This window comes from Halomicrobium sp. IBSBa, assembly GCF_017612575.1.
In the GTDB taxonomy this organism is placed as follows: domain Archaea; phylum Halobacteriota; class Halobacteria; order Halobacteriales; family Haloarculaceae; genus Halomicrobium.
Window position 1 is genome coordinate 199,375 of the sequence record NZ_JADPQC010000005.1, and the last position, 14,989, is coordinate 214,363.

Sequence of the window (14,989 nt, forward strand, 5' to 3'; positions counted from 1 at the left end):
TATATAGTCGGATACAGACTTTTTACTAATCAAATTCTAGACGGTTCCATGTCGCAGCGGCAAGTGAGATACAACGTTGGTCGGGCGCTGTCGGACAGTCCGGTGGTGCCCCTTGGTGATGCAAAAGCGCAGGAACAGGGCGGATCGTCGATTTACGTTCCGTATCCGCAACCCCACGCTCGGAATCAGGGCATCGAGCAGAGTAGTGAAGTGGAGCTGGCACTGCTCGCCGGGACTGGGGTTATCATGGTCGCGCCGTCTGGGTTCGACTGGGAGATGCTGGAAAAGCAGGGTGAGCCGTTTACTGCTGGTCAGTAGCCGTGTCTACAGCACAGTCGTTACCGCCGTCCGTCGCTGCAACCAAGGTCGTCTGTTCGGTCAGGTCGGGAACCTCACCCGCGATCGGTGCAGCGCCCCCCTTTCGATCGACAGAGAGCGCGATGTCGCACCCGGACCAGTTCGGAGTCCGGAAGTAGTAGGTCGCAACCCGTTCCCAGCCGTCCCAGCCGTCGAGTCCGTCGGAGTTGTAGCCGAACGTCAGCACGTGGCCGCCGGGCGCGGTGACGTTCGCGATCGCTCCGCGGGCCTCCCACTTCCGTCCGACGTGGTTCCCATCGTAGTGCCGCTCGGCCATCTCTGCCGTGTACGGCGGATCGTAGACGACGGTATCGAACCGGTCGTGGTCCAGGTGCTCGTCGAGCTCCCGAACGTCGTAGTGCGTGTCGACGTCGCGGTCACGATCGAGGTCGTTCCGGTGAATCGCCCCATCGTGGTCGAGCTTCGTCTTTCCGGCGCAGGCGTTCAGGACCTCGCCAGCAAGCCACTTCTCCACGATCTCCCGTATCTGCGGCGTCTCGAAGGTCCACGGTGAGAGGTGAACCGGATCGCCGTCCTCGGTCTTGCCGCCGATCTTGATTCGCTCGACCGTCACGCCGATTCACCTCCCGTGTGTACCGCGTAGATGATCGGTTCCTTTCCCTGCGGTTTTATCGACACTCTGTCCGGGGCGAGATCGGGATTCTTTGGATCGCGGAACTCATCGACAGGCCCGAAATCGTCAGCCCTCACCATCGGGTAAAACGGGCCCACAGAGCCGCTACCGAAGTGTTGGATTGTGCTCCGAGGGGTCCGAATAACGAGCTGCTGATCGAACTCCCGAACTTCTGGCGGGATTCGAAGGCCGTCTTCGTCGATGTAGGTGGTCCGTTCAGTACCGCTCGTAGACTGCTCACTCACCGTCGGACACCTCAGTTCGGAGCGTTAGCGGATGGATAGCGACGCGGCCAGAGCGAACAGTCACGAGCCCACTCCCGTCGAGAGGGTCCAGAATTTCGCTTTTCACAAGCACCTTCTTCTTGTTCGGGTGGGACTCTCGGCAGATGATGTCTTTTGCCGCCTCGACTGGTATGACTCGTCGCTCCTCGCCAGCGAGTTCAACATAAGCGTCCGCGAGATCGGGGTCCTTCGGGAGTACGAACCGGGACCGCTCCGACGACGGAAGGTACTCGTCGAGGGCTTCCCGAAGCACCTCGCTCTTTTTCTCGCCGTGCTCGTCGAGGTAGATCGCCAAGCGTCGGCCCAGTTCGTCGCCGAGACGCGCCTCGGCGCGTTCCTCGGTCCGGTGGCGGTCGTTAGCCTCGGAGTCGCCGGGAAGACGACTGCCTCGTGACTGACTGCTCATGCGACCCTCCTGTCCGCAGATCGGGCTTCCACTGCGGACACAGATGAAACAGGGGTTCGGTTACCCCGCATCCGGGGGGTGCCGAATAGTGGGTGTGTTTCGGTTCGAGTGTATGGTGGCGGACACCCCCCCGTACATCGCTGAGAGAGTGGGGTGGGGGTCGGTCCGGTCATCGCTGACCACCGACCTTTTCGCGTGCCCAGCGTAGCTGATTCCCGACGGTTCCCGGCGACCGGTCCGTCTGGCGGGCGTACTCCCGAACGCCTACGTCGCCCCACTCGCAGGTGAGATAGGCGTCGAGTTCGGCGGGCGTCAGTCCTTCGAGCACGTGGCTCCGGTCCTCGCGGTCGAAGGACAGCCACGACGGGGGAGTCCGATAGTGCCGGCCGGTGTCGATGTGCGTAACTTCGATCTGGCCGCGGACCCAGCGCCACCACAGGCTGGCGAGATGTGCGCACCAGTCCCGATGATGGAAGCCCTTGCAGGGACACTCGGCGCGCAGTGAGCCGCCAGAGAGCGCCCAGACGACTCTGTGGTAGCTGTCACTGTCCGATAGAGAGACCATACGCTCTGCCCCGTTGATCGGGCCGCCGTCGTCGGTTGTCTCCTGTGCGCGCTTCCAGCTGCTGGACATGGTGAAGTCGTCGGGCAGTTCGAAGCGCGGGAGCCCACCGATGCGCTCCGGTGACGGGCCGGCGGGTACATCCTCGACGATGCTCATTGTTGCCCGCCTCCGTGGCAGTCGGGGCACCATTCGGTCGGGATCGGTGAGTCGCCGCGGGTACCGCGTTGCATCCGGCTGCCACACTCGGGACAGTACTTCACGGGCGACACACCCCTTCGTCGCGCGCCGGACACCGTTGCAGTGGCTCTTCGATGTAACCACCACAGTAGTTACAGATCGGGCGGTGTCGGCCGTGGTCAATGCTCACGCCGACCACCTCCCAAAGCAGCCGCTAATTGTCGGAGAACCCTGGAAAAAGGGTATATAGGTAGTGGGCCGGCGCGAATTCGAATCGCGGTTACGGCCACCCGAAGGCCGAAGGATACCAAGCTACCCCACCGGCCCGTGACGTAGCACGTGGACGAATGGGTGGCGACGGTTTAATCGTTGCGAAACTGTGCCTTCGCGACGGGTAGGCTCACTTCCCCCTTGTCGTTCCAGTCGCAGATTCCTCACAACACAGCACTACTTTTAGAGTGATTTTCCAAGGTTGGATCGACCGCGGCCTGTACCAGCCATCGTCGCTAGGTCACACTCTGTACACCTGTGCCCGTGAACCAACGGCACGTACGCCACAGGTGGTGACAGGCGACTCGTGTGCGAGTGAGCAGTATCGACGCGTGCCATCTCGACAGCCTCGTCGTCGCCAGCCTCGGCCGGGGTGGATTCGACTAGCTCTAACCCATAGCTTCGCTGTATACGCTCTCTTGCATCGTCACATATAGCGCCAAACCGGTCACGATTCCACTCGGACCCATCGCCACATATCCTCGGTCGCGAGCTGTGTCGTGAGATCACAGAAGTGATTGAGAAGCCAGAAGATCGGGATGAAGACGAAGTACGACTGACTGGTGAACTCGGCGATAACGAAACTGAACTGGTCCAAGGGATGGACGGCCAAGAATGACTCTCCACGGATTTCACTCGCAGTCTTCGCCATCACAGATAGTGCGAATACTCGCCACCGGCGATGCAGGATTTATCGGCGACCTCCTGGTGGAACGGTTCGTCACGGACAGCCACGATGTGATCGCACTCGATAATCTCGATCCGCTCTAGGATATTGATATCAGACGGTACACGGGACAGCAGTGCCGGGAACTGACTGAAACTGGCTGTGGCCACTACAAATTAATCAGGGGCAACATTCGTGATGCCGATCTTATCGCAGATCTTGTGGCCGACGCAGACTACATCTACCACCAGGCTGCTCAGACAATCGTTCGACACAGTGTCAGAACCCCCAGAAGTATGACGAAGTCAACGTCGATGGAACACTAAACTTGCTAGGTGCAGCCCGAGAGTCCGGGATTGACTCCGAGAAACCATACATCGGTGGAGAATACAGTACCTACCACCACAACTACGTCAAGAACTTGAGTAGACGGCGCTTCGATATTGTCCCGATTATCAAGCCGAATCGATTCTCTCTTCAGTTGGTCGCAACAGGCACTTGAAGTGCAGTACTTTCGGACAATTAAATTGGGATCAGCGGTTCGGCGTTTGGATCTGGCACTTTTTCGACGGGGATCTGGACCGTTTGGCTACGAGACCTATGAAGACTCCGAAACAGAGCCACCAGAAGATCATCGACGGGTCCATCGTGGGGAACGGACCGAGTTGTCCGGCTGTAACGCCGCCGAATACTGAACCGACCACTACGATTGAAACTCCCCAGAGGGTCGGGGAGTCGTCGCAAAGTAAATCTGCGGTCTTGCTTGAGAGTTTCCAGCAGAGATAGAATAGCATTCCACCAGAGACGAATCCGTACTCAATCAAATATTCGAAGGCTAAGTTATGCGAACGAGTTAGTTTCGGATCGTAAAATGACAGCGGAGCAGTCTCCACACCGACACCAAGTTCCGCGTAGGTGTATTCACCCCATGGTGCAGGCCCTATTCCGATCGGAGCCCACGAGTTACGCAGCAAGACGCGAATCGAATCCATATAGAGACTGATTCGACTCGACATGAAGTCGTCCAGCCAGTAGACGAAGCCGACCGGTTCCCACACTGTGGTCATAATGAAGATCCCGATCCAGAGAAACAGCGGGCTGAAAACCGCGACCGGCAGTAACTGTTCGAGACGAAGTTTCTCCAGGAGCAGAACGATGAGGACGAAGACTGGCAAGACCAGTCCGACGCGCCCGTGTCCGCCCGTAATGTCCACGAGAACGAACAGATACGTTAGCAGGATGAGGGTCGGAAGGTAGTAGTAACTGCTCTTTCGAGCGTACGCGATTGAGAAGACGAACGCAATCGAGACGGGGACTGGGGTCGCGTTTCCGTTGTAGAATCCAAATGAGTTGGGAACCAAATTGGGATTCCCGAACCGTTCGACGAACGTCTCGTGCGGTGTGCCTGGATACACGATCGGCTCGAAACCGGGAATAGGCATGTAATGAACCAGCATTGCATACACCGACAGAAGCGTCATCCAGATCGTAAAGAGGTGGACGATCCGCTTTGCTATCTCTGGTCGGCGATAGACGTGCAGGGCACACGCGTACCCGAAGACGAGAATCAAAATGTGAGTCTTATACCAGTACGCGACGAGGGTGAACAGAACCGCGGCGAACGCGATCGACACGGACGGCCAGATAATCTCGACCTTGTGCGTCCGGAGATGGACAAAGCCACGGAGTCCGACGTAAAGCAAGAGCAGTCCCGTTTTGAGGGTCCCGACGAGAGATGGATGGATACCCGGAAGCCAGAGAATCGGATAACTGAGTGCCAGGAGACACAGCACGATCATCGACAAGTGTTCGACGATCGACAACCCGAACAGGTCGACGAAGGTGTCGTGTGCGTCAGTGTCGTATGGCGGAATGATTCCCTTGAAAGCTCTGGCCACGGGAAAATGTACGATTACCACAACTTAAACGCACCGAGTTTGTGAAGCGAATCGGCTACCGGTGCTGAATGATATATTATTTATGTTTCGGCGCCCAACAGCCCAAGAGACGACCAATTTTTATCTCGGTACCGTTATCACCAAGTACGAGACGCCAATGTCATCGAAGGTCTACGTGGTCCACTGTATTGACACAGAAGGACCACTGTACGAGTCACTCCAGGCGACGTTCGAACGATTAGAGCACATTTTCGGGCTCACATTCGAACCCAGCGAGGAAACGCTCGCAAAACTACAGCGAGGCGAGATCGAACTCGACGGTAAGGAAGAGGCGGTCCAGCAGGTCGTCGATCCGGAACTTCTCGACTACAACGACACCTGGGACAGGATCAACGAGATGCTAGACGAACTGCTTTCGGTTGACTTTCGCCAGCAGTACATGGATTCGACTGGACAGGGCTGGATCTACAACTGGTTCTGCGTCGACCACGTCGACTACGACATCAACCCGCGCCGTCGGACGATGGGGTATCACGAGATCTTCAAACACTACAAACGGCGACTCGATCGAGAGAGACACGATCAGGACGGCCTTCATTTCCACTACCACCCACACCCGTTTCGCGATCATGCGCATCGCTGTGCGACTCACTGGTGGGCGAACTCGGACACTCTCTACGAGGTGCTGTGCCGACGGATTCTTGATCATGACTGGTTCCCCGCTGCAAACCGACCGGGGTTTCAGGTCAACCGACCGGACAGTCACTGGTTTCTCGAACAGTACATTCCGTTCGACTACGCCAGCATGGCCACGGAACCCAGTGAGGAAGCTGAACAGCAACTCGATTTCTCCCAGGGTCGATCGGGCGACTGGCGACGGGCACCACGAACGTGGGTGCCGTATCACCCGTCCCACGACGACTACCAGAGCAAAGGTGACTGCCGTCGATGGATCGCACGTTGTCTCAATGTCGGAACGCGGAGCTATCTCCTTGACGAAGACGATGTCCGTCAGGCGTTCCGTGAAGCCAGTGAGGGGAAACCGGTCGTGCTTTCGTTCGCAGATCACGACTTCCGAGATATCAGATCAGATGTCGAATACGTCCACGACCTGTTGACGACGGTGTCAGCAGAATTTAACAATACTGAGTTCGAGTACTGTGAAGCAGTCTCGGGGATGCGACGCGCACTCGACATTCCCCGAGAGCCGCCATGTGATCTGGATGTCGAACTCGAACAGATCAAAGACGAGGGTCACGTGTTGACGATCAAAACCGAGACGCCGACGTTCGGACCACAACCGTTTTTCGCTCTTAAGACCCACTCTGACGAGTACTACCACGACAATTTGGACTTCCAGACGCCGAACCACAAGTGGACGTACTTCTTCGACGAAGAGACCTTCCCGTTGCAGGCCGTCGAGAAAATCGGTGTCGCTGCGAACAACGCGTACGGGACGACGACGGTGACTACGATGGAGGTCCCGTCACGAGACGTGACGAGGACGACGTGGAACGAGCCAGAACAATGAAACGAGCATCGAGTCAGACGTTGATCACCGGTTGTTACCGGAGTGGTACCGAGTACATCACGCAACTGCTGGGCAACCAGCCCGATTTGACGACCACGATGTACGTCACGAACTTCATGCGGTACTACTGGGGGAAGTACGATCCCATCACCGACACCGAGAACTACACAGACCTCATCTTCGACGCGAGTCAGACGACCCGACAGCGATGGGGGAGAGAGGTCGATCCACATCGAGTGCTCGACGAGCTTGAAGAACTCGATGAAGTCGACTACGCGTCAGTGTACGATCTCATCATGAGCGATCTCGTCATCACGGAAGAGATCGATCACTGGGCCGAAAAAATTCAACTCGTCTGGCGCTCGATCCCGGAGTTCGTCGATGGTTTCGAGAACGGACGAGCGATCCTCATCGTACGTGATCCCAGAAGTGTGCTGGCGTCGTTCAAAAATTACACGTACGAACCGGAACCTGCCTATCTGGGGGCAGTGTTCAATATGCTCGACGTGTTCCAGAAGGCCGAGCAGTACTCCCGGACGCTCGCAGAAGATCGGTTCCATCTCATGCGCTACGAAGATGTCATCTACAATCCGGAAGAAACGCTGATCGAGGCCTTCGACTTCCTCGGGCTATCGAGCGACCACGACCTCCTCTCACAGAACGGCTGGACCGATACGGGTGGTGATCCGTGGGGATCTAACTCGGCCTTTGATGGTGATTTTGATCCCGATAAAGCCGTTAATCGCTGGAAAAATCGGCTTGAATCTTGGGAAGTCGCAATCTGTGAGTGGGTCGTCGGTGGGAGAATGGCCGAATTCGGATACGAGCCTGCTGGGTACGCGCCACCGGCAGAGACAGATATCGACGTACTCCGCGACGATCCAGAACTATCACAGTACCTCGAACAGTGGCAGGAGCACGGGACAGGAGTCGAGTCGTTCCCGTCGGATCCGACCGATCCAGACAACTGGGAAGAGAACGCGGAGGGAGGACAACGGTGACGACGCCATTTATAACCTGGAATAGTGAACGTCAGTCTGGAGAGTACAGACGTGATTGAGCCACACGGTGGTGAACTCGTTGATCGTATCGTTAGCGAAGACCGTCGAGCACTCAGCAAAGAAGTCCAAGATGCCCCAAGCATCCATCTCGACTGGAGTGAGTATCAGGAACTGATAAACATCGGGGTCGGTCGATACAGTCCCATCGACGGCTTCCTCGGCCAGAACGACTTCCTGAAGGTTGTCAACGACATGACCCTGGAGGATGGGACGACCTGGCCACTGCCGATCACGCTCGATGTCGACAGCGACAAAGCAGCAGAATTGAACCCTTCGACGACGGCGGGGCTCTATCATCCAGATGGCCATCTCGTTGGCAAGATCGACGTGAGTGATATCTACGGGTACAACGAGGAACAATCGGCACGAAAGCTCTTTGGAACGACAGAGCGGTCACATCACGGTGTGGGGACCTTCCTGAATCAGGAAGACTTTTTTGTCGGAGGAAAGATATCTGTCATCGGCGACGTTCGATACAACGAGAACGATCTTCATCCCGCGGAGACGAGAGTGTTGTTCAAACACCGGGGCTGGGAGAGGATCGTCGGGTTCCAGACTCGGAATGCCCCTCACAGAGCACACGAATACATCCAGAAGTCGGCACTTGAGCTCGTCGATGGCCTGTTGATTCAGCCGAAACTCGGCGACAAGCAGACTGGGGACTACCGTGACGAGACGATCCTGACGGCGTATTCTAAGCTTATCGACAACTACTATCAGAGCGAGCGCGTCGCGCTGTCGGTGTTCCCATCGCCTATGCGGTACGCGGGCCCACGAGAGGCACTGTTCGATGCACTCGTCCGGAAGAACCAGGGCTGTACGCACTTTATCGTTGGTCGTGATCACGCCGGAGTAGAGGACTACTATGATGAGTTCGGAGCCCAGCGAATCTTCCAGCAAGTGAACGATGTCGGGATCACACCATTGTTCTACGACTACTCGTTTTACTGTGAACGCTGTGATGGGATGACATCCGAGAAAGTATGTCCACACGACGATGCCGAGCGGGTATACCCGAGCGGAACAAAGATCCGCTCACTACTACGCGAAGGGAAACAACCGTCTGAGAAGATGATTCGTCCGGAAGTTGCGAACACGATCGCCGACTTCAGCGATCCGTTTATTACAGGCACAGACGAAACGACGGGTGAAGACTACTAATGACGTTTACCATCTGGTTTATGGGTCGCCCCGCGAGCGGCAAATCGACACTCGCTAAGCGTGTCGACAACTATCTCAGGGACGAGTCTGTGCCTATCGAGAACCTCGATGGCGACGAGATCCGTCAGAACCTTCATCCAGATCTCGGATTCACCCGGGAAGATCGGAGCCTGAACAACCGCCGAACCGCGTTCATCTGTAACCTGTTAAATCGAAACGGGATCGCAGTCGTCAACGCGATGATCACTCCCTTCAGAGACTCACAACAGACGGCAAGAGAAATTGTCGAACAATCTGGCGATTTCGTCCTTATATACGTGAAATGCTCGGTAGACGAGTGTGAAAAGCGCGATCCAAAAGGGCTCTACGAGCAGGCCCGTAACGGAAAAATCGAAAACTTCACCGGGATCAACCACCCCTTCGAGGAGCCCCACAACCCAGACATCGTCGTCGATACCGAAGCGGAAACGCCCAAAGAGAGTTTCGAGCACGTTCGCGAGGAGATCCACGAGCGTGGATTACTGGAGACAACCATGGCACGAGAGTACAACTTCGATCTGAGCCACTCTGACGAGCAAGCGATCAAAGAACGATTGCAGGATCTCGGCTACATCAACTAGCCAGAGCGCCCGACGTTTTGCCAGCAGAGAACCAGAAGTGTTCACATTTGGTTTGCGAGACTATATCATCTGCCGAGAATCTCGTCCCCGCCACCTTTTTTTACTAGCGGATGGTCCATCTACCCCTACAAACGTATGAAACGCTGTACGAACTGTTTGATGCCGACGACGAAACCTGGCGTCGAACTCAACGACAAGGAACTCTGTCAGGGCTGTACACACCACGAGATGCGTGCGGAAAACGACTACGAGGAACGCTGGGCACAACTCGAAGAACTCGTCGACGAGTACAGGTGCGACGACGGTGGATACGACTGTATCATCCCTGTGAGTGGTGGTAAGGACAGTCACTATCAGACCTACGTGTTGAAAGAGAAGCTCGGGATGAACCCACTTCTGGTGGCGGTCAGCGATCCGTTCACGAAGACCGAGACCGGCAAACACAACGTCCAGAACATCCAGGACGCCTTCGACTGTGATCTCATTACCGTGGACGTGAGCGTCGATACCGTCCGCAAGATGGTGCGGACTGCCTTCGAAGAGCTCGGGAGCCCTACTTGGCCGATCGACCGGGCAATCTACTGTGTGCCACTGCAGATGGGCATCAAATTCGACATCCCGTTGATCATCTACGGTGAGAACACCGACTGGGAGTACGGTGGGGTTGTCCACGATCACGACGAGGAAGAACCCTACAGTGCCAAAGATCAGATCAAGAACCAGGTCGCGAAGCCGGTCGACTTCAGCCTGTGGTTGGACAACGGTATCGAGGAAGACGATCTCAACCTGATGGAGTATCCCTCGCCAGAGGAGATCGACGAGGCCGGCCTCGAACCGATCTATCTCAGCTACTTCACTCCGTGGGACGGGTACGAAAACTACCAGATCGCCAAAAACTACGGGTTCAGGACGCTCCATGACGAGTGGGACCGCGCGGGCTTCATCGAAGACTACGACCAGATAGACTCCATCGGCTATCTGATGAACGTCTGGATGAAGTATCCGAAGATGGGCTACTACCGGACGACGGACGTCGTCGGCTACCGCCGCCGGAGCGACCACTTCGACATCAGTATCGAGGAAGGCATCGAACTGATCGAAGAACACGACCACAAACTCGACGAACGGATCCTCGACGACTTCCTCGACTTTACCGGCTACTCCGATCGGGAGTTCTGGGAAATCGTCGAGTCACACCGGAACGAAGAAATTTTCACCGAGTCGTTCCACCAGTCGGGCACTGTCCCCCGCCCGGTCAACGACTTCGAGAACATCGACGTGTAACCGACCTCTTGCGAATTACATCGCCGGAAATGCCGCGTCCCTTTTACAGAATCGTGACATTCCGAGACCGCTTCTGACTTCGGGATTGTAGCTGTTCTTCATCGGTCGTGATGGCTTTGAGGGCATTTTCGAAATTCTGGATACTGTTCGACTTAAATAACGACTCGAGGTCGGGACTGGATACCTCGTCTGCACTCGTGAGTAGCTCCTCCGGTGTACTCACCAGGTCAGCATATCTCTCTTCGATCAGAAATTCACTGTCTTGAGCGTCCGGGAGATCGACGATATACGTCCGCAAGTCGAACGCCAGCCCCTCGAAGATCGCCGTCGAACCGACGCCGACCTGAATCGTTGATTCGGACATGAGCTGGTAGAGCGGTGGTTCGTCCGAGTCGACGACGGTAACGCCGCTGTCGATCAACCACGGGTACTCGTCTCGCCATCGGTCGTACTCACCGGGATGGAGTTTGTACACGATGTCGTGGTCTGTCTGCCCGTTCAGTTCGACCGCAAACTGTGACAATTCCTCGCCAATTTTCCCCTGGGAGATGAACAGGATCTGGTCTCTTGCTTCGATATCGGCATACGATCCGGCACGACGCTCCAGATACGGGTACCCGATTGGGACGACATGGCTGTCGGGAATCGGGTATTCAACATACCCTTTCCAGAATTCACCAAAGGTGAAAAAATAGTCCGGGAACGTTTCCTTCGTTCGGTCACCGGGGAACGAGTACCCCAGGTGTTTCTCACTCAGTAGACCATGTTGCAGTTCGATGACGGGGATGTCCTTGTTTTTGCCCGCTTCGATCAGGGTTTCTTTGCCGTAGCTCGTGACGATAACGAGGGCCGCTGGATCGACACGGTTGAGCAAGCGTTCGTACAGCGGCAGTTTGTTTCGACGGTGTGAGAGGAGTCGTCTGACCCAACTCGTGAGATCGACAGAAACGCCGAATCGATCATCGATCGCGCCGTCGATCTCTTCGAGTCTCTCCCGTTCGTCTGATCTTAGATCGACAGTTTCTCGCTGAACCATATTCCAGATCGTCGAGGAGAACTCGATGAGGTCCAGATAGCGGAGATTCTCGGTCTTGGCTGGTGTCTCGTGTCGCAACTGATATGGCTGTTCGAAGTGGGCGTAGTCGTAGTCACACGCAGTATGGATCGGATCGCAGTAGATATCCCAGTACTGTCCGTCCGGCTCAAGTTTCCGCCGTCCAGTACCGACGAACATGAGATCAGACGACGAGGCGAGAAACGGATTCTTGAGAAAGACGTTCCGTAACCACTGTGTACCGCCCTTCGCGTACGCACGCCATCCAGATCCAGTCTCCGAATGTGCTTTCCCGAGCGTATCGGGGTTTACCGCTCGAAACAGTTGGAACCTGATCCGTTCCCAGAATCGGACACCGTCGACACGAAGATCGAATACACCGAAATCGTCTTCAAACTGCTGGAACGCTTCGATGTCGACCGTTTTCATTGCTTGAGTGATGAATCACGATCCTTTTGAAGGCTCCGTTTCGCCTACGAACTACTCTACTCAGCGATCATCCGCTCGTGCTGTGATCGTCTGTCTCGATGATGCTTCTGTGGATGTCATACAGTTGCTCTGCATGCCGCTTCCACGTCCAGCCGTTCTCCTGCAACCGATCAAGACCTGCTTTTCCCATTTCCGCTAATGAATCACGGTCACTGACCATCGCCGTCAACCGCTCTCGGAGCGTTTCGGGATCTCCCGGCGGAATCAAGGTCCCCGTCGTGCCGTTGGCGACCTGTTCACGGATACCCCCAATATCGGAAGCAAACACCGCAGTTTCGCTTGCCATTGCTTCATAAATAACGCTCGGTCTCCCTTCCGAGTAGCTTGGGAGCAAGAGTAGATCGGCAACAGCGTATAGCCGCCGAAGTGCAAGCGGAGATAATTTCCAGTACGATCGAACGTCCACGCTCGACTGGTTCATCGCTCGCTCGACCTCCCACCGTAGGTCACCATGGTGGCCGACGAACACGACGGTCAGATCGGCTATTTCTAGGGTTGGCAAAATTTCAGTTATCTCTTTGATTCCTTTGTTTTTGTTGAAGCTCCCTACAAACAGAACAACGGCATTCTCTTCGGGTATATCAAGTTCGTGCCGAATCGATTCGGCGTTCCCAGTCGGATAGCGATTCGGATCTGTACCTTCTGCGAGCAGTGTTACCTTCTTTTCGTCAGTCAAATCTCTCGCGATATCGCTCAACGCCTCACTGACACAACACACCCTGCTACAGTAATCGAGTGTTTTGTTCACTTTCTTCTTCGCTGACCGAGGTAGCGAGTTGTAGTTATTGAGTAGATGTCCACGACCCATCACGGTCAATGGGATATCGTGTTGCTTACAGTATTGCAGTACTCCGTACCCGTCGAAATAAATGTGACCGGCATGGATAATGTCTGGAATCGCTAATGTATCGTTTGCGTAATTCGTGACTGAACGAGTGAAGGACTTGCTGGCAACTGTGTACTTGAATAGCCGTTTCGGTAACGGATAGAAGAATCTTGGATGGTGCACTTCGTATTCTCTAGAGTACTCAACAGATGGCATATTTCGGTAGTTCGAGTATGGGCCGATGGGGGGAGCACGGGGAACAGGAGCTATGACATCAAGATCGACAGGGCAGTACTGTGCCAGCGAAGAGAGTGACCGACGATTGAACAATCCCTTGTAGGGGTTGATTGCAGAAGGATGGGCTCTCGAACACGCTAACAATCTATACTCGCCACTCATACGAAACCAGAAACCACATCAGTACTAATAACCCAGTGAATTGACCGCCTCCACACCTACTGGCGTGTAGTCGAGAGCACCAGACCGTGGTACAAGACCAATCAGTTTAAGATCTGTTACTGGACTAGTTCGGACATGGGCAAGTCGAATCCACATATCTGTTTTATTTCTCAGCAGGTGTATTGCTATCTCACTGACGGAAACTACGAAAGCGCAGGCGGTGCAGAGCGACAACAGTATTTGCTCGGCAAGGAACTCAGACGACGTGGATTCGAAATTTCGTATATAACTGGCGACTACGGCGGACTTGGTGAGGAAACAATCGATTCAATTACTCTGAAACGCTCAATTCCGATGAATGTTGGTTTCAGCGGGGCACATAAAAAGTTCTTGGGTCTCTTCCGTGCTATGCGAAATCTGAACGCAGATATTTATTACGTTCGCTCGTCATTGGTTCTGTTCATTTTTGCAACCGCTATTTCCAAGATCATCAATAAACGAATCGTCTACGTCGTCGCAAGTGACCAGACTGTTGAACCGGAACGCCTAGATGATCTTGAACATGGTTGGTTTTCGAATATATCTATGAAGAGGCTGACACAGCCGATCATCAAACGTCTTTATCTCCGCTCTGTTGGGGATGCCGACCAGGTGATTACATTAACAAACCATCAAAAACAGGTGTTGCAGGAAGAGTACGACATTCCGGCGACTGTGGTACCAGTAGGCTACGATCTCCCACCAGCGGACGACATCCTCGATCCGTCTGAGCGCGAATATTTCTTTTGGGCCGGCAGGCTTACACCTGACAAGCATCCCGATACGTTTCTCGATGCCGCGGCCCAGCTCCCGGACGAAGAGTTCGTGATGGCAGGTCCAAAAGGAGGCCATCCGGAGTTCACAGAGCGAGTCATTAAGACTGCCAGCTCCATGGACAACGTGACCTACATCGGTTACGTGAAACCAACTACAATCCATGAGTATTTCAAGAAGTCGATGGGATTTATTCAGACGACGGGCACCACAGCAGGCTTCGGAAACACGACGCTGGAAGCGTGGCGGTTCGCGACTCCGGTTGTCTCGCTACACTCGAATTTCGATGGCACGATCGAACAGCGTGAACTTGGACTGTACGCGGACGGTTCTGTCGATCTGCTTGCCGAGCATATCGAAGCGCTTTCGGACTCCCCAGAACAGATCGATAAGTACGGCTGGAATGGTCGGGAGTATCTCGATGACCATTTCTCACTTGCAAGTATCGGGGATTCGTACGAAGAGATACTTACCGATGTTGTCGGGTAGCAAT

The 14,989-nt window shown here is 55.0% G+C and carries 15 protein-coding genes and 1 tRNA gene; 8 read left to right on the forward strand and 8 right to left on the reverse strand.

Annotation, left to right across the window (positions count from 1 at the left end; all coding sequences use genetic code 11):
• The first annotated feature begins 48 nt into the window (after nucleotides 1-48).
• Nucleotides 49-318 carry a hypothetical protein gene (locus IL252_RS13730; RefSeq protein WP_208628450.1) on the forward strand — a complete coding sequence of 90 codons (270 nt, stop codon included), beginning with the start codon at nucleotides 49-51 and terminating at the stop codon, nucleotides 316-318.
• Here IL252_RS13730 and IL252_RS13735 read toward each other — a convergent pair.
• The 5 genes from IL252_RS13735 to IL252_RS13760 all read right to left on the reverse strand — a co-directional run bounded on the left by IL252_RS13735 (nucleotide 302) and on the right by IL252_RS13760 (nucleotide 2,750).
• Nucleotides 302-931, reverse strand: coding sequence for a hypothetical protein (locus tag IL252_RS13735; RefSeq protein ID WP_208628451.1), 630 nt, complete (start codon nucleotides 929-931; stop codon nucleotides 302-304). The two genes, IL252_RS13730 and IL252_RS13735, sit on opposite strands and share 17 nt — an antisense overlap.
• Nucleotides 928-1,236 carry a hypothetical protein gene (locus IL252_RS13740; RefSeq protein WP_208628452.1) on the reverse strand — a complete coding sequence of 103 codons (309 nt, stop codon included), beginning with the start codon at nucleotides 1,234-1,236 and terminating at the stop codon, nucleotides 928-930. The genes IL252_RS13735 and IL252_RS13740 overlap by 4 nt, the downstream gene beginning before the upstream one ends.
• On the reverse strand, nucleotides 1,229-1,681 hold the full coding sequence (locus tag IL252_RS13745; RefSeq protein ID WP_208628453.1) for a hypothetical protein: 453 nt from the start codon (nucleotides 1,679-1,681) through the stop codon (nucleotides 1,229-1,231). Before IL252_RS13745 ends, IL252_RS13740 begins: the two co-directional genes overlap by 8 nt.
• Nucleotides 1,682-1,850: 169 nt before the next feature.
• Complete coding sequence (locus tag IL252_RS13750) at nucleotides 1,851-2,402, reverse strand: SWIM zinc finger family protein (protein ID WP_244257160.1); 552 nt, start codon at nucleotides 2,400-2,402, stop codon at nucleotides 1,851-1,853.
• Between the two features lie 275 nt (nucleotides 2,403-2,677).
• Nucleotides 2,678-2,750: transfer RNA gene (locus IL252_RS13760), tRNA-Pro, on the reverse strand.
• An 801-nt stretch (nucleotides 2,751-3,551) separates the two neighbouring features.
• On the opposite strand from IL252_RS13760, the gene IL252_RS17620 reads away from it, so the two are divergent.
• Entirely contained in the window at nucleotides 3,552-3,686 is a 135-nt protein-coding gene (locus IL252_RS17620; RefSeq protein ID WP_342766466.1) for a hypothetical protein, read from the forward strand.
• Between the two features lie 207 nt (nucleotides 3,687-3,893).
• On the opposite strand, the gene IL252_RS13770 is transcribed toward IL252_RS17620, so the two are convergent.
• Nucleotides 3,894-5,258: an O-antigen ligase family protein gene (locus IL252_RS13770; RefSeq protein ID WP_208628455.1), complete on the reverse strand. Its 1,365-nt coding sequence runs from the start codon at nucleotides 5,256-5,258 to the stop codon at nucleotides 3,894-3,896.
• A gap of 157 nt (nucleotides 5,259-5,415) precedes the next feature.
• Here IL252_RS13770 and IL252_RS13775 point away from each other — a divergent pair, with 157 nt between their 5' ends.
• The 5 genes from IL252_RS13775 (at nucleotide 5,416) to IL252_RS13795 (ending at nucleotide 10,915) form a co-directional block, all read left to right on the forward strand.
• Nucleotides 5,416-6,789: a hypothetical protein gene (locus tag IL252_RS13775; RefSeq protein ID WP_208628456.1), complete on the forward strand. Its 1,374-nt coding sequence runs from the start codon at nucleotides 5,416-5,418 to the stop codon at nucleotides 6,787-6,789.
• Complete coding sequence (locus IL252_RS13780; protein WP_208628457.1) at nucleotides 6,786-7,790, forward strand: sulfotransferase; 1,005 nt, start codon at nucleotides 6,786-6,788, stop codon at nucleotides 7,788-7,790. The genes IL252_RS13775 and IL252_RS13780 overlap by 4 nt, the downstream gene beginning before the upstream one ends.
• Nucleotides 7,791-7,841: 51 nt before the next feature.
• Complete coding sequence (gene sat, locus IL252_RS13785) at nucleotides 7,842-9,011, forward strand: sulfate adenylyltransferase (protein WP_208628458.1); 1,170 nt, start codon at nucleotides 7,842-7,844, stop codon at nucleotides 9,009-9,011.
• Nucleotides 9,011-9,631 (forward strand): adenylyl-sulfate kinase, encoded by a 621-nt coding sequence (gene cysC, locus IL252_RS13790; RefSeq protein ID WP_208628459.1) that lies wholly within the window; start codon nucleotides 9,011-9,013, stop codon nucleotides 9,629-9,631. The genes sat and cysC overlap by 1 nt, the downstream gene beginning before the upstream one ends.
• A 135-nt stretch (nucleotides 9,632-9,766) precedes the next feature.
• Nucleotides 9,767-10,915 carry an N-acetyl sugar amidotransferase gene (locus IL252_RS13795; protein WP_279634290.1) on the forward strand — a complete coding sequence of 383 codons (1,149 nt, stop codon included), beginning with the start codon at nucleotides 9,767-9,769 and terminating at the stop codon, nucleotides 10,913-10,915.
• Between the two features lie 43 nt (nucleotides 10,916-10,958).
• Here the strand turns inward: IL252_RS13795 and IL252_RS13800 are convergent, their stop codons facing one another.
• Together IL252_RS13800 and IL252_RS13805 are read right to left on the reverse strand one after the other, a co-directional pair.
• A complete protein-coding gene (locus IL252_RS13800; RefSeq protein ID WP_208628461.1) occupies nucleotides 10,959-12,398 on the reverse strand; it encodes a hypothetical protein in 1,440 nt (479 codons plus the stop codon).
• A 67-nt stretch (nucleotides 12,399-12,465) separates the two neighbouring features.
• The gene (locus tag IL252_RS13805; RefSeq protein ID WP_208628462.1) at nucleotides 12,466-13,683 is read right to left on the reverse strand and encodes a glycosyltransferase family 4 protein; all 1,218 of its coding nucleotides are present in this window, start codon (nucleotides 13,681-13,683) and stop codon (nucleotides 12,466-12,468) included.
• Nucleotides 13,684-13,818: 135 nt separating this feature from the next.
• Here IL252_RS13805 and IL252_RS13810 point away from each other — a divergent pair, with 135 nt between their 5' ends.
• Nucleotides 13,819-14,985, forward strand: coding sequence for a glycosyltransferase family 4 protein (locus IL252_RS13810; RefSeq protein WP_208628463.1), 1,167 nt, complete (start codon nucleotides 13,819-13,821; stop codon nucleotides 14,983-14,985).
• Nucleotides 14,986-14,989 lie beyond the last annotated feature (4 nt).